Origin of the sequence: Paenibacillus crassostreae (assembly GCF_001857945.1) — a bacterium.
Lineage (GTDB): Bacteria > Bacillota > Bacilli > Paenibacillales > Paenibacillaceae > Paenibacillus_AQ > Paenibacillus_AQ crassostreae.
Genome location: NZ_CP017770.1, coordinates 3,774,969 through 3,797,430, shown reverse-complemented (window position 1 = coordinate 3,797,430; position 22,462 = coordinate 3,774,969). Strand labels below are relative to the sequence as shown.

The window sequence follows — 22,462 nt, the reverse complement described above, 5'->3', positions numbered from 1 at the left end:
ACTACAAATTGAACTACATGGAGGATACCTATGGTCAGCATATATAAAGCATTGACAATAGCTGGTTCAGATAGTGGTGGTGGCGCTGGAATTCAAGCTGATCTAAAAACATTTCAAGAACTGAATGTGTATGGAATGTCTGCAATTACAGCAGTGACAGCACAGAATACATTAGGAGTTCAAGCTGTTTTCCCAATGAGTTCTGAAGCTCTCATGAAGCAATTAGAATCGATCGGCAGTGATTTAGAGCCGGACGCAGTAAAGACAGGAATGTTATTTAGTACGGAGATTATTCAAATCGTAGCAGAAAAAGTAGAGCAACATCAATGGCACAACTTAATCATCGATCCTGTCATGATTGCTAAGGGAGGATCACCTCTTTTGCAACAAGAAGCTATCCAATCCGTCATTCGATATTTGCTTCCTTTAGCTCTAATAACTACACCCAATTTACCCGAAGCTGAGATTTTAACGGGTATGTCTATTCTTACCTTAGGTAATCGGGAAGAAGCAGCGAAAATCATCCATCAAATGGGTAGTCGTTATGTCGTTGTTAAAGGTGGACATGATGACACTACAGATCAAGTGGTAGATCTCTTGTATGATGGACAGAGTTACGTATATATGGAGAATACAAGAATTAAGACAAAACATACCCATGGCACAGGTTGTACCTACTCAGCAGCTATTACAGCAGAATTAGCAAAAGGAACCTCAGTGCTTGAAGCTGTACAAACTGCCAAACATTTCATCCAAGCAGCTATTGAAGATCAATTAGGTATCGGGGCGGGACACGGTCCTACGAATCATTTTGCCTATCAGAGAAGACAGCGAGGTGAAGTTCATGCCAGCCATTCATTCAGATAACATCCGTCATGCTCTCAAACTATATTTCATCATGGGGAGTATCAACTGTAAGGCGAATCCATTGCACGTATTATCAGAAGCGATTGCAGGAGGAATCACCATATTTCAATTCCGTGAGAAGGGTCCTACCGCTTTAATAGGTCAAGCTAAGTTTGAGTTAGCTAAACAACTTCAAACGTTATGCCAAGCTCACAGAATCCCCTTTATCGTGAACGACGATATTGACCTAGCTATTGCTATAGGTGCAGACGGGATCCATGTCGGCCAAGACGATGAACCGGTAAGTTCCCTCCGTAAAAGATTAGGACCTCACGCGATCATTGGTGTGTCTGCTCACACGTTAGAAGAAGCTCAACAAGCAATACAGGATGGAGCCAACTATCTGGGTGTAGGCCCTATATACCCAACAAAGTCCAAAGATGATGCGAAGGAATCTCAGGGAACACGTCTCATAGAGCAGCTCCGTGCACAAGGAATTTTGATTCCTCTAGTAGGTATTGGTGGAATCACATTGGATAAGGCTGCCTGCATACTCCACGCAGGCGTAGATGGGGTATCTGTCATATCAGCCATTGCTCAGGCAGATTCAGTACGTGATGTAACAACCCAATTCATTCGTGAAATTGAGATGAATCAACTCAATGTTATTGATTGATCAACGAGTAGGAATAACTTAGCCTCAACACTTTTTTATCATATCTGCTGGATAATGTATTCCACCCTGTCGTCTAGCTTCATCCATAATTTCTGCTACCATTAACGAATTTGTGAATGAATTAATTGAACTCTTACGTTTGCCACATTCCAATAAGTCTATAAATTCTTGAATTTCATAATACATTGGGTTATGAACGGGTGGAATTGTCAGATCCTCTATCGTTCCATCTCTGTAGTGGATTTTAACATTTTGTGGCGAACTGATCCTATCAATAATCATCGTTCCATTCTCTCCTTGAATCTCGGCAGGCAAGTAAGAATCGGTGATTTTCGAATGTGAAATTATAGCATCCATTTTGTTATATCCCAATACCATACTACCTTCCCCATCCGTACCCGAAGATAACAATACACTTATAGATTCAATGGTATTCGGCTTGCCAAATAAACTCACGAGTGGATAGATACAGTAGACACCAAGATCCATTAGGGAACCACTAGAGTATGTAGGATTAAAGGTATTGGGGATTGCTCCCTGCTGTAATTCATCATAGCTTGAAGAATAACGACAAAAACTTGCGAAGTAACGACGGACTCGACCTATTTTGTATAAGTTATTCTTCATAATTGTAAAACTTGGCATTAATGTAGATTTCATTGCTTCCATCAAAAGAACATCTTTAGTCTGCGCTGTCTCAATCATCATACGTAATTCCCTAACATTAGAAGATATGGGCTTCTCACATAAGACATGTTTCCCATAGTTCATACAACAAATGGCTTGTTGAGCATGTAATGAATTAGGACTTGCAATATACACCGCATCCAGCAGATCATTCGCGACCATTTCCTCTAAATCGGTGAACACCAATGGTATGTCAAATTTAGAAGCAAACGTTCTCCCTTGCTCTTCGGTTCGCGAATAAACTGCACCAATTTCAAATTGATCTGATTCCATTCCAGCTTGAATGAAACGTTCTGTTATCCAGTTGGTTCCGATAATACCAAATCTAATCACGGGCATCACATACCTTTCAATTCAGTCCATCACTATATATAATGACATGTTCATAATAATGTACAACCTTTTTATTCAAAATTGAAGAAATAAATATTTAATTGAAAGATAAGATACTGAATAAATGATCAAGTGATTATTTAGTTAAACAAAAAGAGCTACGGAAATCCGTAGCTCTTTTTGTTTATTATCTAATTACCCTTAAGCGGGTGATGGGAATCGAACCCACGCTATCAGCTTGGAAGGCTGAAGTTCTACCATTGAACTACACCCGCAAAACAATAAAATATCGGGACGACACGATTTGAACATGCGACCCCCTGGTCCCAAACCAGGTACTCTACCAAGCTGAGCTACGTCCCGATGTAGTGAAATAGTGTCAAGCTATTTCAATAAAAACTATGGTGCGCGTGGAGGGACTTGAACCCCCACGTCGTGAAACGCTAGATCCTAAGTCTAGTGCGTCTGCCAATTCCGCCACACGCGCACAATTAATAAATATGGTGGGACATGAAGGGTTCGAACCTTCGACACCCTGATTAAGAGTCAGGTGCTCTACCAGCTGAGCTAATGTCCCATAAGAAGTAATAATGGCGGAACCGACGGGATTCGAACCCGCGATCTCCTGCGTGACAGGCAGGCATGTTAGGCCAACTACACCACGGTTCCTCATAGATATAATTGGTTGCGGGGGCAGGATTTGAACCTGCGGCCTTCGGGTTATGAGCCCGACGAGCTACCGGGCTGCTCCACCCCGCGTCATTAAAAAGTATAAAATGGTGACCCGTAGGGGACTCGAACCCCTGTTACCTCCGTGAAAGGGAGGTGTCTTAACCACTTGACCAACGGGCCGTTATGGCTCCCCGAACAGGACTCGAACCTGTGACAACTCGATTAACAGTCGAGTGCTCTACCAACTGAGCTATCAGGGAATATAATGGTTTGTTCAACATTCTTCACATGACTATGTACGTAAATTATGTCTTACAACATTATTGCTTGGCGACGTCCTACTCTCCCAGGACCCTGCGGTCCAAGTACCATCGGCGCTGGAGGGCTTAACGGTCGTGTTCGGGATGGGTACGTGTGGAACCCCTCCGCTATCGCCACCAAACAGGATTTATGCGTTGCCATTTACTTCAGTGAATTCACTTCAGCAAAATATCCACCCTTATAAAGGGCATGCAACTTAAAATCAGTTCTTCGCTGCGAGAAAATATCAGCCCTTAGAAAGGACCTGCAGCTATCAGATGTTTGATCACCTGAAAACTAGATACGAACGAATCTGCATTGAAACACTTGTCTCCGTAGTTCTTCCTTCGATGCAAAGCGTAACGCTTCCGAAGTTAGTTTTCCTACGGAAAACTTTTAGGATAAGCCCTCGACCGATTAGTATTGGTCAGCTCCGTGCATTACTGCACTTCCACCTCCAACCTATCTACCTCGTAGTCTTCAAGGGGTCTTACTAATTGGGAAATCTCATCTTGAGGGGGGCTTCACGCTTAGATGCTTTCAGCGCTTATCCCGTCCGCACGTAGCTACCCAGCTATGCTCCTGGCGGAACAACTGGTACACCAGAGGTGCGTCCATCCCGGTCCTCTCGTACTAAGGACAGCTCCTCTCAAATTTCCTGCGCCCACGACAGATAGGGACCGAACTGTCTCACGACGTTCTGAACCCAGCTCGCGTACCGCTTTAATGGGCGAACAGCCCAACCCTTGGGACCTACTTCAGCCCCAGGATGCGATGAGCCGACATCGAGGTGCCAAACCTCCCCGTCGATGTGGACTCTTGGGGGAGATAAGCCTGTTATCCCCAGGGTAGCTTTTATCCGTTGAGCGATGGCCCTTCCATGCGGTACCACCGGATCACTAAGCCCGACTTTCGTCCCTGCTCGACTTGTAGGTCTCGCAGTCAAGCTCCCTTCTGCCTTTGCACTCTTCGAATGATTTCCAACCATTCTGAGGGAACCTTGGGGCGCCTCCGTTACTCTTTAGGAGGCGACCGCCCCAGTCAAACTGCCCACCTGACACTGTCCCCGAACCGGTTTACGGTCCTAGGTTAGAACCTAGATACGATCAGGGTGGTATCCCAACGGCGCCTCCATAGAAGCTTGCGCTCCTATTTCTCAGGCTCCCACCTATCCTGTACAAATCGTACCCAAATTCAATATCAAGCTGCAGTAAAGCTCCATGGGGTCTTTCCGTCTTGTCGCGGGTAACCTGCATCTTCACAGGTATTAAAATTTCACCGGATCTCTCGTTGAGACAGCGCCCAAATCGTTACGCCATTCGTGCGGGTCAGAATTTACCTGACAAGGAATTTCGCTACCTTAGGACCGTTATAGTTACGGCCGCCGTTTACTGGGGCTTCGGTTCATAGCTTCGGGTTTCCCCTAACCACTCCCCTTAACCTTCCAGCACCGGGCAGGCGTCAGCCCGTATACTTCGCCTTACGGCTTCGCACAGACCTGTGTTTTTGCTAAACAGTCGCTTGGGCCTTTTCACTGCGGCCCCCTCGTGCTATTCACACTACCGGGGCACCCCTTCTCCCGAAGTTACGGGGTCATTTTGCCGAGTTCCTTAACGAGAGTTCTTCCGCGCGCCTTAGAATTCTCTTCTCGCCTACCTGTGTCGGTTTGCGGTACGGGCACCTTCTCCTGGTTAGAGGCTTTTCTTGGCAGTGTGAGATCATGACCTTCGCTACTATAATTTTCGCTCCCCATCACAGCCCAGCCTATTAGTGTGCGGATTTGCCTACACACAAGCCTCACTGCTTAGACGGACTATTCCATCAGTCCGCGTCACTACCCTGCTGCGTCACCCCATTACTCATAACGGATTACGGTGGTACAGGAATTTCAACCTGTTGTCCATCCACTACGCCTTTCGGCCTCGCGTTAGGTCCCGACTTACCCTGAGAGGACGAGCCTTCCTCAGGAAACCTTGGGCTTTCGGCGGATCAGATTCTCACTGATCTTTTCGTTACTTATACCGGCATTCTCACTTGTATAGTGTCCAGCGCTCCTCACGGTACACCTTCAACCCCTATACAACGCTCCCCTACCCCAGATGCATTGCATCTAGCCATAGCTTCGGTGGTGTGTTTAGCCCCGTTACATTTTCGGCGCAGAGTCACTCGACCAGTGAGCTATTACGCACTCTTTCAATGGTGGCTGCTTCTAAGCCAACATCCTGGTTGTCTGTGCAACTCCACATCCTTTTCCACTCAACACACACTTGGGGACCTTAGCTGATGGTCTGGGCTGTTTCCCTTTCGACAATGGATCTTAGCACTCACTGTCTGACTCCCGGATATAAGTACATGGCATTCGGAGTTTGACTGAGCTTGGTAACCCTTGCGGGCCCCGCACCCAATCAGTGCTCTACCTCCACGACTCTTCATCCGAGGCTAGCCCTAAAGCTATTTCGGGGAGAACCAGCTATCTCCGAGTTCGATTGGAATTTCTCCGCTACCCCCACCTCATCCCCGCATTTTTCAACATGCGTGGGTTCGGGCCTCCAGTGCGTGTTACCGCACCTTCACCCTGGACAGGGGTAGATCACTCGGTTTCGGGTCTACGTCCACGTACTATAATTCGCCCTATTCAGACTCGCTTTCGCTGCGGCTCCGGCTTCTCACCTTAACCTTGCACGGGAACGTAACTCGCCGGTTCATTCTACAAAAGGCACGCCATCACCCATAGATCGGGCTCTGACTTTTTGTAAGCACACGGTTTCAGGTTCTATTTCACTCCCCTTCCGGGGTGCTTTTCACCTTTCCCTCACGGTACTGTTTCACTATCGGTCGCTAGGGAGTATTTAGCCTTAGCAGATGGTCCTGCTGGATTCATACGGGGTTTCACGTGCCCCGCACTACTCGGGATACGTCTCGGAGAGAACACATTTTCAGCTACAGGGCTTTTACCTTCTATGCCGGGCCTTTCCAGACCTCTTCGCTTAATATATTCCTTTGTAACTCCATGTGAGACGTCCCACAACCCCAAGGAGCAAGCTCCTTGGTTTGGGCTAATCCGCGTTCGCTCGCCGCTACTGACGGAATCACTATTGTTTTCTCTTCCTCAGGGTACTTAGATGTTTCAGTTCCCCTGGTCTGTCTCTACCCACCCTATGTATTCAGGTGGGAGTGACTGCGTATTACCACAGCCGGGTTTCCCCATTCGGACACCCCCGGATCAAAGCTTGCTTACAGCTCCCCGAGGCAGTTTCGTTGTTCGCCACGTCCTTCATCGACTCCTAGCGCCTAGGCATCCTCCGTGTGCTCTTAGTAGCTTAACCATTATGCTCCTGTTTTGCGTCTGGTGCTCTCTTGTACACTTATTTCCTGATTGGATAAACCATTCATTAGTAGAAATAAGCTCCCAAAGGATCTCCAGCCTCAAATCACTCGCATATCAACTTAGCTGGTACTCGATAAATCGAATACTTCGCTGCTACTTTTACACTTTGTTTTGTTAACAAGTAACAAAACGTAAATATAAAAGAATGTTTCAACTTGCAAATTCGTTCGTTATCTAGTTTTCAAGGATCAAGTTCCTACCGCTTGTTCAGCGGAAGAATATCATATCATTTCTTTCCTCACCAGTCACCCAGTAAGTATTGGAAAAGATATTACTTTGAAAGATTGCTCTTTCAAAACTGAACACGAGTGAGTGTCGACTTTGTATTACAAAGTCTATATACGCCGACTTACATCGGACGCTTTGAATGTTTCCATTGCAGGAAACGATTCTCCATAGAAAGGAGGTGATCCAGCCGCACCTTCCGATACGGCTACCTTGTTACGACTTCACCCCAATCATCTACCCCACCTTCGGCGGCTGGCTCCCTTGCGGGTTACCCCACCGACTTCGGGTGTTGTAAACTCTCGTGGTGTGACGGGCGGTGTGTACAAGACCCGGGAACGTATTCACCGCGGCATGCTGATCCGCGATTACTAGCAATTCCGACTTCATGTAGGCGGGTTGCAGCCTACAATCCGAACTGAGACCAGCTTTGTTGGGATTGGCTCCACCTCGCGGTTTCGCAGCCCGTTGTACTGGCCATTGTAGTACGTGTGTAGCCCAGGTCATAAGGGGCATGATGATTTGACGTCATCCCCACCTTCCTCCGGTTTGTCACCGGCAGTCTGCTTAGAGTGCCCACCATAATGTGCTGGCAACTAAGCATAAGGGTTGCGCTCGTTGCGGGACTTAACCCAACATCTCACGACACGAGCTGACGACAACCATGCACCACCTGTCTCCTCTGTCCCGAAGGCCGCCACTATCTCTAGTGGATTCAGAGGGATGTCAAGACCTGGTAAGGTTCTTCGCGTTGCTTCGAATTAAACCACATACTCCACTGCTTGTGCGGGTCCCCGTCAATTCCTTTGAGTTTCAGTCTTGCGACCGTACTCCCCAGGCGGAGTGCTTAATGTGTTAACTTCGGCACCAAGGGTATCGAAACCCCTAACACCTAGCACTCATCGTTTACGGCGTGGACTACCAGGGTATCTAATCCTGTTTGCTCCCCACGCTTTCGCGCCTCAGCGTCAGTTACAGCCCAGAGAGTCGCCTTCGCCACTGGTGTTCCTCCACATATCTACGCATTTCACCGCTACACGTGGAATTCCACTCTCCTCTTCTGTACTCAAGTCACCCAGTTTTCAGTGCGACCCAGGGTTGAGCCCTGGAATTAAACACCAAACTTAAATGACCGCCTGCGCGCGCTTTACGCCCAATAATTCCGGACAACGCTTGCCCCCTACGTATTACCGCGGCTGCTGGCACGTAGTTAGCCGGGGCTTTCTTCTCAGGTACCGTCACCTTGAGAGCAGTTACTCTCCCAAGCGTTCTTCCCTGGCAACAGAGCTTTACGATCCGAAAACCTTCATCACTCACGCGGCGTTGCTCCGTCAGACTTTCGTCCATTGCGGAAGATTCCCTACTGCTGCCTCCCGTAGGAGTCTGGGCCGTGTCTCAGTCCCAGTGTGGCCGTTCACCCTCTCAGGTCGGCTACGCATCGTCGCCTTGGTGAGCCGTTACCTCACCAACTAGCTAATGCGCCGCAGGCCCATCTGTAAGTGGCAGATTGCTCCGCCTTTCAGTGTCTCCCCAGGAGAGGAAACAAGTTATCCGGTATTAGCTACCGTTTCCGGTAGTTATCCCAGTCTTACAGGCAGGTTACCTACGTGTTACTCACCCGTCCGCCGCTAAGTGATTTGAAAGCAAGCTTTCAAATCACTCCGCTCGACTTGCATGTATTAGGCACGCCGCCAGCGTTCGTCCTGAGCCAGGATCAAACTCTCCATATAGGATAAATTCCAGATCAACTTTGCAGTGATTTGAAATTCATCAGGAGTTCGTTTCAAATTAGCTTTGCAGCGATTTGGAACGAACTATGAAAAGAGCGATTCGCTCATTTTGAAACAAACTGACGAGAAATTTCTTTCTCTATCAAATGATTTCTCATTTGTTTTGTTCTCACTTTCGTGAAAACCACTCACTCGTTGTTCAGTTTTCAAAGATCAATTTCTTTCGTCGTTTGTCGTCAGTTACTCTCGGCGACAACTTCTATATAATATCATGTCCCATTCGATAATGCAAGGTTTTTTATTTTACGTTTTTATCAAACATATTCATAACCTCGTCGACTGGATGTATAATATACCACGCAATTCTCTATCTATGCAAGATATAAATTTTTCCAATTTGGGATATTGATATATTATACATCTTCTTATTATCGACACCATATACCCACAAATAATTGTACATACTAAAATAACACTCTGACATAGAATTTATCCACTCTTGCATTATAGTTCACCAGAGAATCAATTTCATAATTACGCAAATCTATTTAAATGTAAATATATAGTCCTCATTTAAACTGCATAGGTGATTATGAAATTGATTCGCGTAAAGATTATTATGCCACTGCAACATTTTACACAATTTATCCATCTATATATGCAGAGGTGAATAAGAATGAACAAACAAAAAATCAATGTTACAAAAACAGCTATCCTATGTAGTGTGTTAGTCGCATCGCTATCATTTGGTTCTTCTGCGTTAGCTTTCTCGGATCTGTCAGGAGATCCAGCAGAGGTCAAGATCAACGCGCTTAAATCTTCAAACGTAATTAGTGGTATTAGTGATGATCTATTTGCTCCTAAGTCTAAAGTAACATATGCCCAAGGACTTCAGTTCTTAGTTAATGCCTTTGACTTAACCATGGACAATACATCAGCGAAAGCAAGTGAATACTTCGACAACGTAGTTGATGGAACTTGGTATACCAAAGCCTTCCTGATTGCTCATCACAATGGTCTTTCCGTAGATAAGACAGTGAACCCTAATGAACCAATCACACGTGCACAATTTGCCCATTTAGTAACGCAATCTCTTTTTACAAAAGGGAATTTTCCGGTAACCAAGATGTACTTCACGATCACTGATGCAGAAAAACTTCCTCAGGATGTTTCCAATAGCTTACAGACGCTCCTGAATACGAGAATTCTCACTCTGCCTGAGAACGGTAAATTCCGACCGAATGACGATATTACCCGCTCCGAAGCCGCTATTCTTATATATGATGCTTTGGAATTCGCGAAAAAAATCATCCCACAGTTAGAAATGGATATTCCCCAAGCATCTTACGAAACTAGTATTTCCACCGAAAAGATAGCTGAGGATGTTAATAAGGTATCACTCACCGTCGCTGGTCTTCCGAACCCAGGGTATTCCGCTTCCATCAAACGGATTGAATTCGGGCCAGGATTAACAGCAACTGTATATTTTACCGTGAATAGTCCTGATCCTGACCAAATCAATATACAAGTCATATCTAAATCTACAGTTGTAACTTATTTACCATCAAACTATAAAGCTGTTGCTAAATACGAAGCTTCTTCAGTTGAATCGGATGATCCTTTCTCTCTAATGCTTCCTGTAGAAAATCCTGGGGATCTCATCGCGAAATAAGTCTATGCTCAATATAAAACAAAGCTTCCAAGTGAATTCTTGGGAGCTTTGTTTGTTTAGAACTTTTTAAACTTATTCTGTACTCGTCTTAAATTATAAATTCTTGATACTTCTCAGCATCCATTGCTCTACATTCAAGCGTCAATCTCGTTCCAACCTCATCGTATTCAGTAGAAATCACATGAGCACACTTATTTAAATAAGATACGACTTGGCCTTGCTCAAACGGAATCGACATCACACAGTTGATATAATCCTTGAACACATGTGCACGAATCAGAGCAATCAATTCCTCTATCCCTATTCTAGGCTTCGCTGCAAGGTAAATACTATCATCTTTTATTACTGGAATTTCACAATCAACCATATCACATTTATTGTATGCATAGATGGTATCAATGTTTGTTATTCCGATTTCTTGCAATGTTGTTTCTGTAATACGTTTCAACTTCTCATAGTTAGCATTTGAATAATCAACCACATGAATAAGTAGGTCTGCTTCAGCCACTTCTTCTAGCGTTGAACGAAATGCTTTGATGAGATGATGAGGAAGTTTACTTACAAAACCAACCGTGTCAGTTAATAAGAAAGACTTTTTATCTTCAAGTTGTATATTTCGCACAGAGGTTTCAAGCGTCGCGAATAGCATATCTTTTTCAAATACCATCTTATTGCCGGAAGAATTGAATAACTCTACCAAAGCGTTCATTATCGTTGACTTCCCTGCATTCGTATAACCAACAAGCGATACGACCGGTAGTTCATTTCGTTGACGTTGCTTACGCTGAGTTTGGCGATGTGATACTAGTGTTTCCAATTCTTTATTTAAAGCACTGATTTTATCTTCAATTCTACGACGATCAAGTTCAAGCTTAGTTTCCCCAACACCTTTATTCTTTGTACCAACCCCGCCACCTTGCCGACCCAATGATTCACGTAAACCAATTAATCTAGGGAGCATGTATTGCAACTGGGCCACTTCTACTTGAAGTTGAGCTTCTCTAGTCTTTGCCCGCTTCTCAAATATATCAAGGATTAGAATAGTTCGATCGATCACCTTACATTGTAAGTCTGCTTCGAGATTACGTATTTGAGAAGGAGACAATTCATCGTTAAAAATAACCACGTTCGCCTCTAATTCTTCATATATAGCCAGGACGTCCTGCACTTTCCCTTTTCCAATATAATGAGATTTATTCACTTTCTCTAAATTCTGAGTGATCTGTCCCACGACCTCAACGTGACAAGCCACAGCCAAATTACCCAATTCTTCCATAGAGTATTCAAAATCCTCCTGGTGATTCACATTAACCCCAACGATAATCGCTTTTTGTTGTAATTCTTCCATAGGTATACCTCCATTAATGTTCATGATGAAAAACCTCAGACTCATCTCTTGTGGTTTAAGCGAACGTGGGATATAACTATCTTTGCCAAAAAACATCCATTTACATTAGGATACAAGTCAAACCATAAATTGTTGGGTCCACTTAACCTTCATTAATACTATAAAGACAAACAAAAAGAGGGCGGGTCGCCCTCCTTCATTATGCATGCGAGTATTCGCAATAAATGGAGTTCTCTAGAAATAAACAGACTAATCCCGTTCACCCTGCACAAGAGGCAGAGTCTTTGCACTATTCAATTAGTGGCACAAAGATAGAAAACGGAATTTATCATTCATCTCTTCGAGAACCCTCCGATCATTAAAGTTACTTCCATAATAACACAAAAATACATCGCTCACAAACCTATAGTTATAACAAATCAACAATATGCGCAGTTTAAAATCATTATGCTAGGGTTGATACGGAGGAAGCTCCATAACTTTAAACTTTCCGTCAATTCTTTTAATGGTGTAGGTAAATTCTTTATCTTTTATCGTATCAGCTTCTCTCGTTATAAAAGGTGTTCCATCTTCATTTATAAAATTAACTACAAAAACATATTCATCTTCATTTACTTCTTTTTGTTCTAAAATTTCGTTAAGAGATATTCTAGGCATAATTCCTTGCTTAATATAATTATCAATAATTTCCTTATTATCTTCGAGATCTATTTCAGGTAGGAACCCTCTCAAGAAACTCTCCAGCCACTCGTAGCTACCACCATATAATTCATATATCACCGCAGCATCTTGATTAGCAATGGCATTCGTATATGTACGTAGTGTTTCTTCCGCTTCCACTTTCCCTGAATACTCCTCCAGATTATTACTACAACCAACTAGAACCAACAACAACAACCAAATAATCATGCTTGCAAGAGCCACTTTCCTCAAACCATCTACCCCTTCCACTCTTTTCTCTTTTTTTTATGATGTTTATACGTTATGTAAATAGTTTAAGTTGCAGATTGAGTTTTAAACACCTAAAAAAATCCTCCAGTCCCAAATATGGGCCGAGGATTCGTTAACTAATATTTCCTATTATTCACTTCTCGTTCCGCAACCGCTTGTGTATAGATACTCTCAGGTAGGACGATTCGCTTCGGTAAGTTTTTACCACCCATAATTTCTTTCACAGCTTGCATTAGATTCATTCCTAAGAGTGGATTACATTCAACAACAGCATTGATTTTGCCTTCGACCATCATTTCAAAAGATTTACGTGTACCATCTACCGATATAATAACGATATCTATACCAGGACGTAATCCTACTTGCTCAATAGCTTCAATGGCACCTAATGCCATATCATCATTATGTGAGAATAAGACATCGATATCATTATTTTGTTCTTCTAGGAATGATTCCATGACACGCTTGCCTTCCTCGAGAGTAAAGTTAGCAGGTCTACTCTTCAGTATCTTCAAATCAGAGCGAGAAGCAATGATCTCTCGAAAACCATTCTTTCGATCAACCGTCGGTGATGAATCTATGGTACCCTGAAGTTCCACAATGCCGATGGGTCCGGGTTTATCTTTCATTTTGTCCAACAAATACTTACCCGCCTTGCGTCCTTCATCGTAGAAATCAGAACCAATAAATGTCACGTACAATGATGAATCACTCACATTAACCGATCGGTCAGAGATGATCACAGGTATTCCTGCTTGTTTCACTTCAAGGAGGATAGGCTCCCATCCGGATTGTACAACTGGCGAGATCGCTATAACATCCACTTTTTGTTGGATAAAAGAACGTATCGCTTCAAATTGCTTCTCCTGCGATTGTTCCGCATTCTCGAATAGTAATGTAATCCCAGCTTCCTTCGCTGATTCAATCACAGACGCCGTATTGGCTCTACGCCAATCACTTTCCGAACCTAATTGAGAATAACCTAAGGTAATCTGCCTAGTGGATTGAATTGATTCAATATTGGAATCAACGATACCAACGGGTTCTTCACCTTGAAGGTACATCCCTGTGGTTTCTGGTTGTGGTGAGTTACTTGAGCTACTGGATGAATTCATTAGAGGAATTGGCTCACAACCGATGATCATACAACTTACTAATACAACCAACCCAATCATGAATAACATTCGTTTCATCATTGTATTGTATTCCCTCCCTCCTACCTGAGAGTCTGCCATATCCCGCTCTAAATTGGAAGTGCTCACCACAGAAATAACCTATCCGCGACCTGAAGTGCGTCTTGAAGTAAGAAGTCTTTGAAATACAATGAAGCTGAACAGGAGGAGTCCAATCACTATCTTGGTCCACCAAGAACTTAAAGTTCCTTCGAAGCTAATAATCGTTTGTATCACCCCTTGGGTCATGACACCAAAGAACGTTCCTACTAGATAACCAACACCCCCAGTAAGTAAGGTTCCGCCAATTACGACCGCTGCGATGGCATCTAATTCGAGACCATTCGCATGTAACCCATAACCAGATAGCATATAGAATGTAAATACAACCCCGGACAATGCCGAACAGAACCCACTTAGTGTATAGACAAGAATTTTGGTGCGCGCTACTGAGAGACCCATCAATATAGCAGATTGTTCACTTCCACCCATAGCGTACACATTACGTCCAAATCGAGTATAATGCGCTATATAAATTGCGAGTACAATGGCAATCAGTGCAATCACTACACTGATAGAGATGAAGTTCCCTCCAGGCAGATGAATCTTCGTCTGCGCCATGCTAGTATAGAAAGCATTGTTAATCGTAATTGTATTAATACTGATCACGTAACAGAGACCCCGTGCTAAGAACATGCCTGCTAACGTTACAATAAATGGCTGAATATCGAAATAATGAATAATCGCCCCCATCGCGCAACCAAATGTTGCCCCTATCATCAATACGAGCGGAATCACAATAAAGGGTGACCAACCTAAATTCTGCACAAGACTTGCAGAAATCATCGTAGTAAGAGCTATCATGGAGCCAACAGATAGATCGATGCCACCAGATATGATGACGAAGGTCATACCAATGGCTACAATCAAGAGAAAAGCGTTATCGATTAACAAATTCAAGAGGACCTGTAGTGAAAAGAATCCAGTATAACGGAAAGCCCCTGCAGCAAACATCAACATAAATAAAGCGATCGTGACCATGATAGGAAGATACTGTTTTTTAAACATGTCGTGATACCTCCGTCTTCCCCAAGTTCTTATGGGATTTCCGTCGTTCGAATAGGGATTTCCGGAATGATTCAGATTGGATCAAACATACGATTAAGACAACAAAGGCCTTGACGACTAATGTAATTTCCGGAGGAACCCCAATCATATAAATCGTCGTTGTTAATGTCTGAATAATAAGAGCACCCACCAACGTTCCAGATAAATAAAATCGACCGCCATTCATCGAGGTTCCTCCAATAACAACAGCTAGAATCGCATCAAGTTCAATCCATAATCCAGCATTGTTACCATCAGCACTAGAAACATTGGAACTTAGAATTAGACCTGCAACCCCTGCACATAGTCCACAGAATGCATATACCGAGATCAGAATCGTCTTCGATCTAATTCCAGCAAGACGGCTTGCTTCGGAGTTAGTACCGACAGACTCAATAAATAGCCCAAGTGCTGATTTACGAGTTAAGATTACCGCAATGATAAAGATTGCCATCACAATAAAGACAGAGAAGGGCAATCCCGCGAGAGACCCAGCGCCAACATAGTTGAAACGTGGACTTGTAACGGTTATGATCTGACCACTTGTGATAAGTTGGGCTATACCTCGTCCAGCTACCATTAGAATTAGCGTTGCAATAATCGGTTGAATTCCTCCGAGTGATACCAATAATCCATTCCATAACCCCAGAATCAATGCCAATACTAGTGACATAATGATAGCTAGCAGTACCACAGTATATCCATTCTGGTCACTGCTCTTATTGAGTGTCAGACAAGCTAATGCTCCGGTAATCGCCACAACGGAACCGACAGAGAGATCTACTCCCTTGGTGGCAATCACCAGAGTCATACCAATAGCTACTACAATCAAGGGTGCTCCAAAGTTTAATATATCAATCAAGCTTCCATAGAGATGGCCATTGCGGATCTGAATAGAGAAGAAATCAGGCGAATAACACAAATTGAACAATAAGAGTGCCACTAGCATAGTGACTGGCCAAAATAAGTGATGCTTCGTTAACTTAGCCATTCGTTGATTGACCTCCCGCGATAGCCTGTAAAATAAGCTGTTGGCTTATTTCATCGCCTTTCATTTCTTGTACCATTTGGTGATCACGAAGAATTGCGATGCAATCACTGACGCGAACAACTTCTTCTAATTCAGAGGAAATGAATAAGAAAGACATCTTTTGCTCGCGTGATAAGGAGATGACCAATTTCTGTATTTCAGCTTTTGTTCCCACATCAATTCCTCGCGTTGGTTCATCTAGAATAAGTAACTTAGGCTGCATTAATAACCAACGTGCCAGAATAACCTTTTGTTGATTACCCCCACTTAAGTTCTTGACTAGATGCTCAGGATTGGATGGATTGATGTTCAATATCTGGATATATTGGTCTGCTATCTCTTCTTGCCTCTTACGAGGAATCGTATGGAACAGCCCACGATTGGCTTGGAGAGCAAGAATAATATTCTCTCGAATGGTTAAATTCTCAATGATTCCTTCCGCCTTTCGATTCTCAGAACAAAAGGCGATTCCTAGATCTATAGCTTGTTTAGGTGAATGGACAGATTCTCCGCTATCACTAAACTTAAGTACACCTTGATCAGCACGATCAGCACCGAACAAGAGACGTGCAAGTTCTGTTCTTCCTGAACCCAGAAGTCCTGCAAGGCCAACAACTTCCCCCTTACCGATTCGTAAAGTGAAAGGCTCAATCGCCCCTTTTCTTCCAAGTCCAGATGCCTCAATCAACACTTCTTCCATTCCTTCTCTTCCTTCTGTCGTCTTTGGTAGGTCATCAAGCATATGCAATTCCTTCCCAATCATCTTCGACACTAATTCTATTCGGGGGAGATCTTGTGCTAAATATTCCCCAACAAACTCTCCGTTACGGAGAATGGTTATGCGATCTGACATTTCATATACCTGATCTAAGAAATGAGTAACGAATAAGATGGCCAACCCTTCGTTCTTTAATTGCTTCATGATTTGGAATAGTTGTTTCACTTCGCTCTGATCTAAGCTTGATGTCGGCTCATCTAGAATAAGAACCTTAGCAGATACATCCAAGGCTCGTGCGATCGCAACTAGCTGTTGGATGGCTACAGAAAAACTATGCAATGGCTTGCTTACATCAATGTGAAGCTGTAATCGTTCTTGGAGTAATTGAGAAGCTCTTCGATTAATCTCTTTCCATAGGATTCGACCGTAGCGTCGAGGCTCTCGTCCGATAAAGATATTCTCTGCAACAGATAAATTCGGACATAAATTAACTTCTTGATATACGGTACTGATTCCGATTTCCACTGCATGATGTGGGCTTTGAATTGCAATCGACTTCCCCTCTAAATCCACTGTGCCTTGGTCATGAGCATATACTCCAGTTAATACCTTAATTAGAGTTGACTTTCCCGCTCCATTCTCCCCCATTAAGGCATGAATTTCTCCAGAGAATAAGCGAAAGTCTATGCTAGATAATGCCTTAACACCAGGAAATTGTTTGTGGATATCCGTCATTTGTAAGATAGGTTGTTGCTGATCCATGTCCTTATCTCCTTTCCACGCTGTATAAGACCACTTCGTCCGATGAGATCTTTGATTAGACGAAGTGGCCAACCCAGTTAACTATTTATAATCATTAGTATTTACGGTTAGGAAGTGCCTCTTTTGCTTGTTCTATCGTAAATGTGCCCTCTTCCGTTACTGTCCGTTTTGGAACCTCTTTGCCAGCAAGAACATCTTTAATCGTGTCCATTAACTGCGGACCGAACAAGGGGTTACATTCTACGATGAAATTAATTTTGCCTTCACTTGCTGCTTGAAATCCATCTTTAATTCCGTCGACCGTAATAATTTTAATATCTTCACCTGGTTTCAGACCGGCAGCTTCAATGGCTTGGATTGCCCCAAGAGCCATGTCATCGTTATGAGCATAGAGTACGTCAATATCTTTATTCGATTTCAAGAATGCTTGCATGACTTCTTTCCCTTTAGCCCGAGTAAAGTCGCCAGTCTGAGAAGCGATGATCTTCAGATTATCGTGATCTTTGATTATCTTCTCAAAGCCTTCTTTGCGATCAATTGCCGGTGCTGAACCCGTTGTCCCTTGCAACTCAACAATATTCACTTGTTCCGTAGTATCTTTGTATTGATCTACAAGCCATTCACCCGCCTTCTCACCTTCGAGCACGAAATCAGATCCTAAGAATGTCACATAAAGTGAAGTATCCGTAGAATCGACAGATCGATCTGTTAGAATAACGGGAATCCCTGCATCTTTGGCTTCTTTTAATACAGTATCCCAACCGGACTCAACCACTGGTGAGAAACCAATCACATCTACTTTTTGTTGAATAAATGAGCGAATTGCTTTGATTTGATTCTCTTGTTTTTGCTGTGCATCGGAGAACTTCAGATCAAATCCCGCTTCTTTAGCTGATTCTTGAATGGAGGTCGTATTCGCTGTACGCCACCCACTTTCAGCACCTACTTGTGAGAAACCAAATACAATCTTCTTGTCTGTCGTTGTTCCGCTATCCGTCGTAGTTGTTGTTGTTGTCTTAGCCGGTTCATTTGCTTTATCGTTTGTTGCAGCCCCGTTATTACCACCACAAGCAGCTACCAACAACATCAATGACATCAATACGGTAAACGCCCCTGATTTATACGCTTTTCTCATTACATTCATACCTCCCCTTGTCATCACCAATGATTGGCGTGTGTTTATTATAAAGCGCTTCCATGCATTCAATATACGGAGATCCTTAGGCATTCTCTTTGTTTTTTTGTTTATTTTCCTATCTCTCCTTTTCATTTGTGTAATATTTTATTTAAAAGTTGTGCTTTTTTGATCAGTATTGGATATCCATAGAAAATGAGTCATTTATTTGATATGATGGTTTTTGAATGTTGAAATCGTTTACATTATGTATAGAAGGGTTACATGGCCCCTATGAGACTATTACAATGGATTACTTCAAGTCTACGTGCGAAACTGCTGACCTTATTCGTCATTCTAACATCCATTCCCTTGATAGCAGTTGGCTCCGTATCATACCAGAAATCGTTCAATACCGTCAGTAGCCACAGTAAAACAGCAACATTAATGATCGCTGATCAACTTGGTCGAGATATCGACATTCTATTTCAAGATGTAAGAGAGTTGTTAGAATTAAGTAATAATCCAACCGTTCACCATTTCCTCTATTCGCAAACCGAGACCTATGAGGATGCCAAGGAAATATTAACTACCTTCGACCTCTACAGGGAGACCTATAAATACGAGAGTGTTCTGAACATATCCATGGTTAATTTATACGGGAAAGGTATTAGTGAAAAGATTGGTGTATTCCAACTTGATGTTAATCCACTTCGCAACCCACATTTCACAGAGTTACTTAACCACCCTGATCAGGTGCTTAACATCACTCCGTCCGATGCTGAGCCTCTTGACAGATTGGATGGATTTCAATACCAACAGCCTAATGTCATTTCCATTATGGCAGCAGTCAAACAGCAGATTACTCATGAAGTTATCGGGTTCATTGTCATTGATCTGGATGATTCGATCGTCGAACAATTTGTCGACCATACCACGATTGGACAAACTGGATTCTTCCACGTCATCGATGAGCGAGGTAAAGCTATCTTCGTTCCCTCACAGATCAATGATGCGTCTCAAGCCATTCAAGGGCAACCGCTAGACCTGCAACATCAGTTCATTCAAAAGCGGGGAAGCTTTGTAGAGTCTTCTAAAGGGAAACCACAATTCATTGCATATACAACTTCAGCAGAGACGGGATGGATTATCGTTGGCTCTGCACCGTTACAGGAGATTGTTCAGGAAGCGAATGAGATCAGACAAGTAATCATCGTCAGCGTTGCGTTAAGTATTCTTTTTACAATTACTTTATATTTCTTTATGACTAGATGGTTGATTCGGCCTGTTCAATTGTTGAAGAAACAAATGCGCCAAGCTGCCTCCGGATTCCTTGAAGCCAAGGTGAAGACTACTGGCCAAGATGAAATTGCTGATCTAGGTAAAAGCTTCAATACCATGCTTGAACAAATCAAGATGTTACTAGAGAAGAGCATTCAAGAACAAGATCAAATCCAAAAAGCCGAGCTACGAACGTTGCAAGCTCAGATTAATCCCCACTTCCTATACAATACGCTCGATTCCATCGTCTGGATGGCTGAAGCCAACAAGAATGCTCAAGTTATACAGTTGGTTCAAGCATTGTCACGTTTTTTTCGCATCAGTCTAAGCAAGGGTCGTGATTGGATTCCTTTAAGAGACGAGCTAGAGCATGTCCAAAGTTATTTGATTATTCAACAAATGCGCTATCGAGATATTCTCCAATACGATATTCAGGTTGAACCCGCTTTACTAGATATACCTATTCTCAAGATGTCACTTCAACCTATTGTGGAGAATGCACTCTATCACGGAATTAAGAATAAAAGAAGAAAAGGACTTATCCGAATCAGTGCACGTGAAGAACAGAAAGGGATCTTTACGTTGATTGTTGAAGATGATGGAATTGGGATCACTTCTGAGCGTATGAAACAGATTCAAACAAGATTAGATGTTTCATCATCTCAGGAACTCATCGAAGATGACATAACCATAGGGTTCGGTCTCTATAATGTACATCAGAGGGTTCGATTATATTATGGACAGCACTACGGAGTAACCATCGAAAGTGTGGAGCTTCAAGGGACGCGCGTATCATTACGCATTCCGATCGAACGGAGGGATAGCACATGAAGAGAGTTATGCTAGTAGATGATGAGATTTTGTTCAGAGAAAATATACGAGATTGTATCCATTGGGAGCAAGAAGGCTTCGAATACTGTGGAGATGCTTCGGATGGGGAAGTTGCACTCCCCCTTATTGAGCAGTGGATGCCTGACATCCTGATCACGGATATTAAAATGCCATTCATGAATGGTTTAGAGCTTAGCTCGATCATTCGTAAACGGATGCCCGACATAAAAATTATGATTCTAAGTGGGCATGATGAATTTCAATATGCACAATCTGCGCTCCGCATTGGTGTCGATGAATATTGTATTAAGCCTGTTAGTGCCGCTGATATTATACAACAGCTACATCGAATCAGTCAGAAGATTGATGCCGAACGTGAGGAGAAGGAAAGGATTAAGAACTTAACTCAAATGCTTGCCACTCAGAAGATACGTACGCAAGAAATGCTTCTGGCCGACCTATGTAATGGTTATATGACAACCTCCGAAGCTATTCATTCTGCTAACTTACTATCTCTTACACTCGTAGCTAAATATTATTGCGTCATCATTACTGAATTTCGCTGTCACGATAATGACCTATCCATAGATACATCACACATCTTACAGAAAGAGACCGAGTTAGAATTTAGCTTACAGAAGCAAGTTGAATTACTTACCTTTAAGCAAAAACGTACGGAAAAGATTTGGATTCTGAAAGGAAACACAACGGAACAGCTTCAGCTTGCGATCGATAGCTTACAAGAACAACATGAGGATCAAGACAATCTAGCCATTCCAATCGAACTTTCCATCGGAATCGGAACGATTCAACATCGATTACTTGGCATTCATGACTCCTACCTGGAAGCGGAAGAAGACAAACATTGGCGTCGACTTCTGACCAAACAGGGGCAGAATGGTCTGTATCCCATGATTGGGGAATCTCTAGATCAGACAATCTCTTTAGATCATAATGAATTCATTTCCTATCTTAAATTCGGTTCTTCAACCCATGTTACACCATTTGTCGAACAGTTTGCTTCAGATTTGAAGAGACTGAATTGGCATGTACCTTTATATGGTTATTATATTCTGAATGATCTCATCTTTAAAGTATTCCAAAGTACTAAGGAGACATTTCAGAATTCAGAGGAAGCAGCCGCAACCCTAGGAAAATTACAGAAGCAAATTGAAACCGTCGATTCCTGGGGGAAAGCCTTCGCTTTCTTAATCAATCTTGCACAACAATACTGGTTGAAGCGTAAAGAATCAACTGATAAGTATACCGAGATGTTAGAACAAGTGAAAGAGTATATTCGTTGCCATTATCATAACAATCAATTATCCCTTATAGATGCAGCTGAATATGTCAGCGTTAGCCCAAGTCATTTAAGTAAGGTATTTAGCCAAGAGACGGGTCAGACATTTATTGAGTATGTAACACATATTCGAATTCGTAGAGCAATGGAACTCTTGAAATCCACACATGCCAAGTCCTATGAAATTGCTTATCAGGTAGGTTATAATGACGCTCATTACTTCTCTAATCTATTCAAGAAATCAACGGGAATGACAACCAAGGAATTCCGACGAAGTGATTCAATCTCGATCCAATCTTCTGGAACTGAAGGAGCATAA

The 22,462-nt window shown here is 42.9% G+C and carries 13 protein-coding genes, 8 tRNA genes and 3 rRNA genes; 5 read left to right on the top strand and 19 right to left on the bottom strand.

What is annotated here, in order from left to right; genetic code table 11:
* Nucleotides 1-30 precede the first annotated feature (30 nt).
* Both thiD and thiE read left to right on the top strand, forming a co-directional pair.
* On the top strand, nucleotides 31-867 hold the full coding sequence (gene thiD, locus LPB68_RS17480; protein ID WP_068656570.1) for a bifunctional hydroxymethylpyrimidine kinase/phosphomethylpyrimidine kinase: 837 nt from the start codon (nucleotides 31-33) through the stop codon (nucleotides 865-867).
* Nucleotides 845-1,522: a thiamine phosphate synthase gene (gene thiE / locus LPB68_RS17475; protein ID WP_068656571.1), complete on the top strand. Its 678-nt coding sequence runs from the start codon at nucleotides 845-847 to the stop codon at nucleotides 1,520-1,522. Before thiD ends, thiE begins: the two co-directional genes overlap by 23 nt.
* Before the next feature lie 24 nt (nucleotides 1,523-1,546).
* On the opposite strand, the gene LPB68_RS17470 is transcribed toward thiE, so the two are convergent.
* From LPB68_RS17470 to LPB68_RS17415, 12 genes are all read right to left on the bottom strand, one after another.
* Complete coding sequence (locus tag LPB68_RS17470) at nucleotides 1,547-2,539, bottom strand: Gfo/Idh/MocA family protein (protein WP_082865644.1); 993 nt, start codon at nucleotides 2,537-2,539, stop codon at nucleotides 1,547-1,549.
* A gap of 207 nt (nucleotides 2,540-2,746) precedes the next feature.
* Nucleotides 2,747-2,817 (bottom strand) — tRNA-Gly (locus LPB68_RS17465).
* A 14-nt stretch (nucleotides 2,818-2,831) separates the two neighbouring features.
* Nucleotides 2,832-2,905, bottom strand: a tRNA-Pro gene (locus LPB68_RS17460).
* A 39-nt stretch (nucleotides 2,906-2,944) separates the two neighbouring features.
* Nucleotides 2,945-3,029: transfer RNA gene (locus LPB68_RS17455), tRNA-Leu, on the bottom strand.
* Nucleotides 3,030-3,043: 14 nt separating this feature from the next.
* A tRNA-Lys gene (locus tag LPB68_RS17450) sits at nucleotides 3,044-3,119 on the bottom strand.
* Between the two features lie 14 nt (nucleotides 3,120-3,133).
* Nucleotides 3,134-3,211 (bottom strand) — tRNA-Asp (locus LPB68_RS17445).
* Nucleotides 3,212-3,224: 13 nt separating this feature from the next.
* A tRNA-Met gene (locus LPB68_RS17440) sits at nucleotides 3,225-3,301 on the bottom strand.
* 18 nt (nucleotides 3,302-3,319) lie between these two features.
* Nucleotides 3,320-3,394, bottom strand: a tRNA-Glu gene (locus LPB68_RS17435).
* Nucleotides 3,395-3,398: 4 nt separating this feature from the next.
* Nucleotides 3,399-3,474: transfer RNA gene (locus tag LPB68_RS17430), tRNA-Asn, on the bottom strand.
* 65 nt (nucleotides 3,475-3,539) lie between these two features.
* A 5S ribosomal RNA gene (gene rrf / locus LPB68_RS17425) occupies nucleotides 3,540-3,656 on the bottom strand.
* Nucleotides 3,657-3,911: 255 nt separating this feature from the next.
* A 23S ribosomal RNA gene (locus tag LPB68_RS17420) occupies nucleotides 3,912-6,840 on the bottom strand.
* 461 nt (nucleotides 6,841-7,301) lie between these two features.
* Nucleotides 7,302-8,857: ribosomal RNA gene (locus LPB68_RS17415) — 16S ribosomal RNA — on the bottom strand.
* Together the 16S, 23S and 5S rRNA genes with 8 tRNA genes alongside form the textbook arrangement of a ribosomal RNA operon.
* A 676-nt stretch (nucleotides 8,858-9,533) precedes the next feature.
* On the opposite strand from LPB68_RS17415, the gene LPB68_RS17410 reads away from it, so the two are divergent.
* Entirely contained in the window at nucleotides 9,534-10,529 is a 996-nt protein-coding gene (locus tag LPB68_RS17410) for an S-layer homology domain-containing protein (RefSeq protein WP_068661239.1), read from the top strand.
* Between the two features lie 88 nt (nucleotides 10,530-10,617).
* Here the strand turns inward: LPB68_RS17410 and hflX are convergent, their stop codons facing one another.
* The 7 genes from hflX to LPB68_RS17375 all read right to left on the bottom strand — a co-directional run bounded on the left by hflX (nucleotide 10,618) and on the right by LPB68_RS17375 (nucleotide 18,752).
* Nucleotides 10,618-11,877: a GTPase HflX gene (hflX, locus tag LPB68_RS17405; RefSeq protein WP_068661238.1), complete on the bottom strand. Its 1,260-nt coding sequence runs from the start codon at nucleotides 11,875-11,877 to the stop codon at nucleotides 10,618-10,620.
* 450 nt (nucleotides 11,878-12,327) lie between these two features.
* Entirely contained in the window at nucleotides 12,328-12,810 is a 483-nt protein-coding gene (locus LPB68_RS17400) for a hypothetical protein (protein ID WP_162274318.1), read from the bottom strand.
* A gap of 134 nt (nucleotides 12,811-12,944) precedes the next feature.
* Nucleotides 12,945-14,024, bottom strand: coding sequence for an ABC transporter substrate-binding protein (locus LPB68_RS17395; protein ID WP_232510319.1), 1,080 nt, complete (start codon nucleotides 14,022-14,024; stop codon nucleotides 12,945-12,947).
* A 78-nt stretch (nucleotides 14,025-14,102) separates the two neighbouring features.
* Nucleotides 14,103-15,068 (bottom strand): galactofuranose ABC transporter, permease protein YjfF, encoded by a 966-nt coding sequence (yjfF, locus tag LPB68_RS17390; RefSeq protein ID WP_068661236.1) that lies wholly within the window; start codon nucleotides 15,066-15,068, stop codon nucleotides 14,103-14,105.
* A complete protein-coding gene (locus LPB68_RS17385) occupies nucleotides 15,061-16,098 on the bottom strand; it encodes an ABC transporter permease (RefSeq protein ID WP_068661235.1) in 1,038 nt (345 codons plus the stop codon). Before LPB68_RS17385 ends, yjfF begins: the two co-directional genes overlap by 8 nt.
* Nucleotides 16,091-17,617 (bottom strand): sugar ABC transporter ATP-binding protein, encoded by a 1,527-nt coding sequence (locus LPB68_RS17380; RefSeq protein ID WP_068661234.1) that lies wholly within the window; start codon nucleotides 17,615-17,617, stop codon nucleotides 16,091-16,093. The genes LPB68_RS17385 and LPB68_RS17380 overlap by 8 nt, the downstream gene beginning before the upstream one ends.
* A 94-nt stretch (nucleotides 17,618-17,711) precedes the next feature.
* The gene (locus LPB68_RS17375; RefSeq protein ID WP_068661233.1) at nucleotides 17,712-18,752 is read right to left on the bottom strand and encodes an ABC transporter substrate-binding protein; all 1,041 of its coding nucleotides are present in this window, start codon (nucleotides 18,750-18,752) and stop codon (nucleotides 17,712-17,714) included.
* Nucleotides 18,753-19,016: 264 nt separating this feature from the next.
* Here LPB68_RS17375 and LPB68_RS17370 point away from each other — a divergent pair, with 264 nt between their 5' ends.
* Together LPB68_RS17370 and LPB68_RS17365 are read left to right on the top strand one after the other, a co-directional pair.
* Nucleotides 19,017-20,843: a cache domain-containing sensor histidine kinase gene (locus LPB68_RS17370; protein ID WP_232510318.1), complete on the top strand. Its 1,827-nt coding sequence runs from the start codon at nucleotides 19,017-19,019 to the stop codon at nucleotides 20,841-20,843.
* Nucleotides 20,840-22,462, top strand: a complete 1,623-nt coding sequence (locus LPB68_RS17365) for a response regulator (protein WP_068661232.1) — start codon at nucleotides 20,840-20,842, stop codon at nucleotides 22,460-22,462. The genes LPB68_RS17370 and LPB68_RS17365 overlap by 4 nt, the downstream gene beginning before the upstream one ends.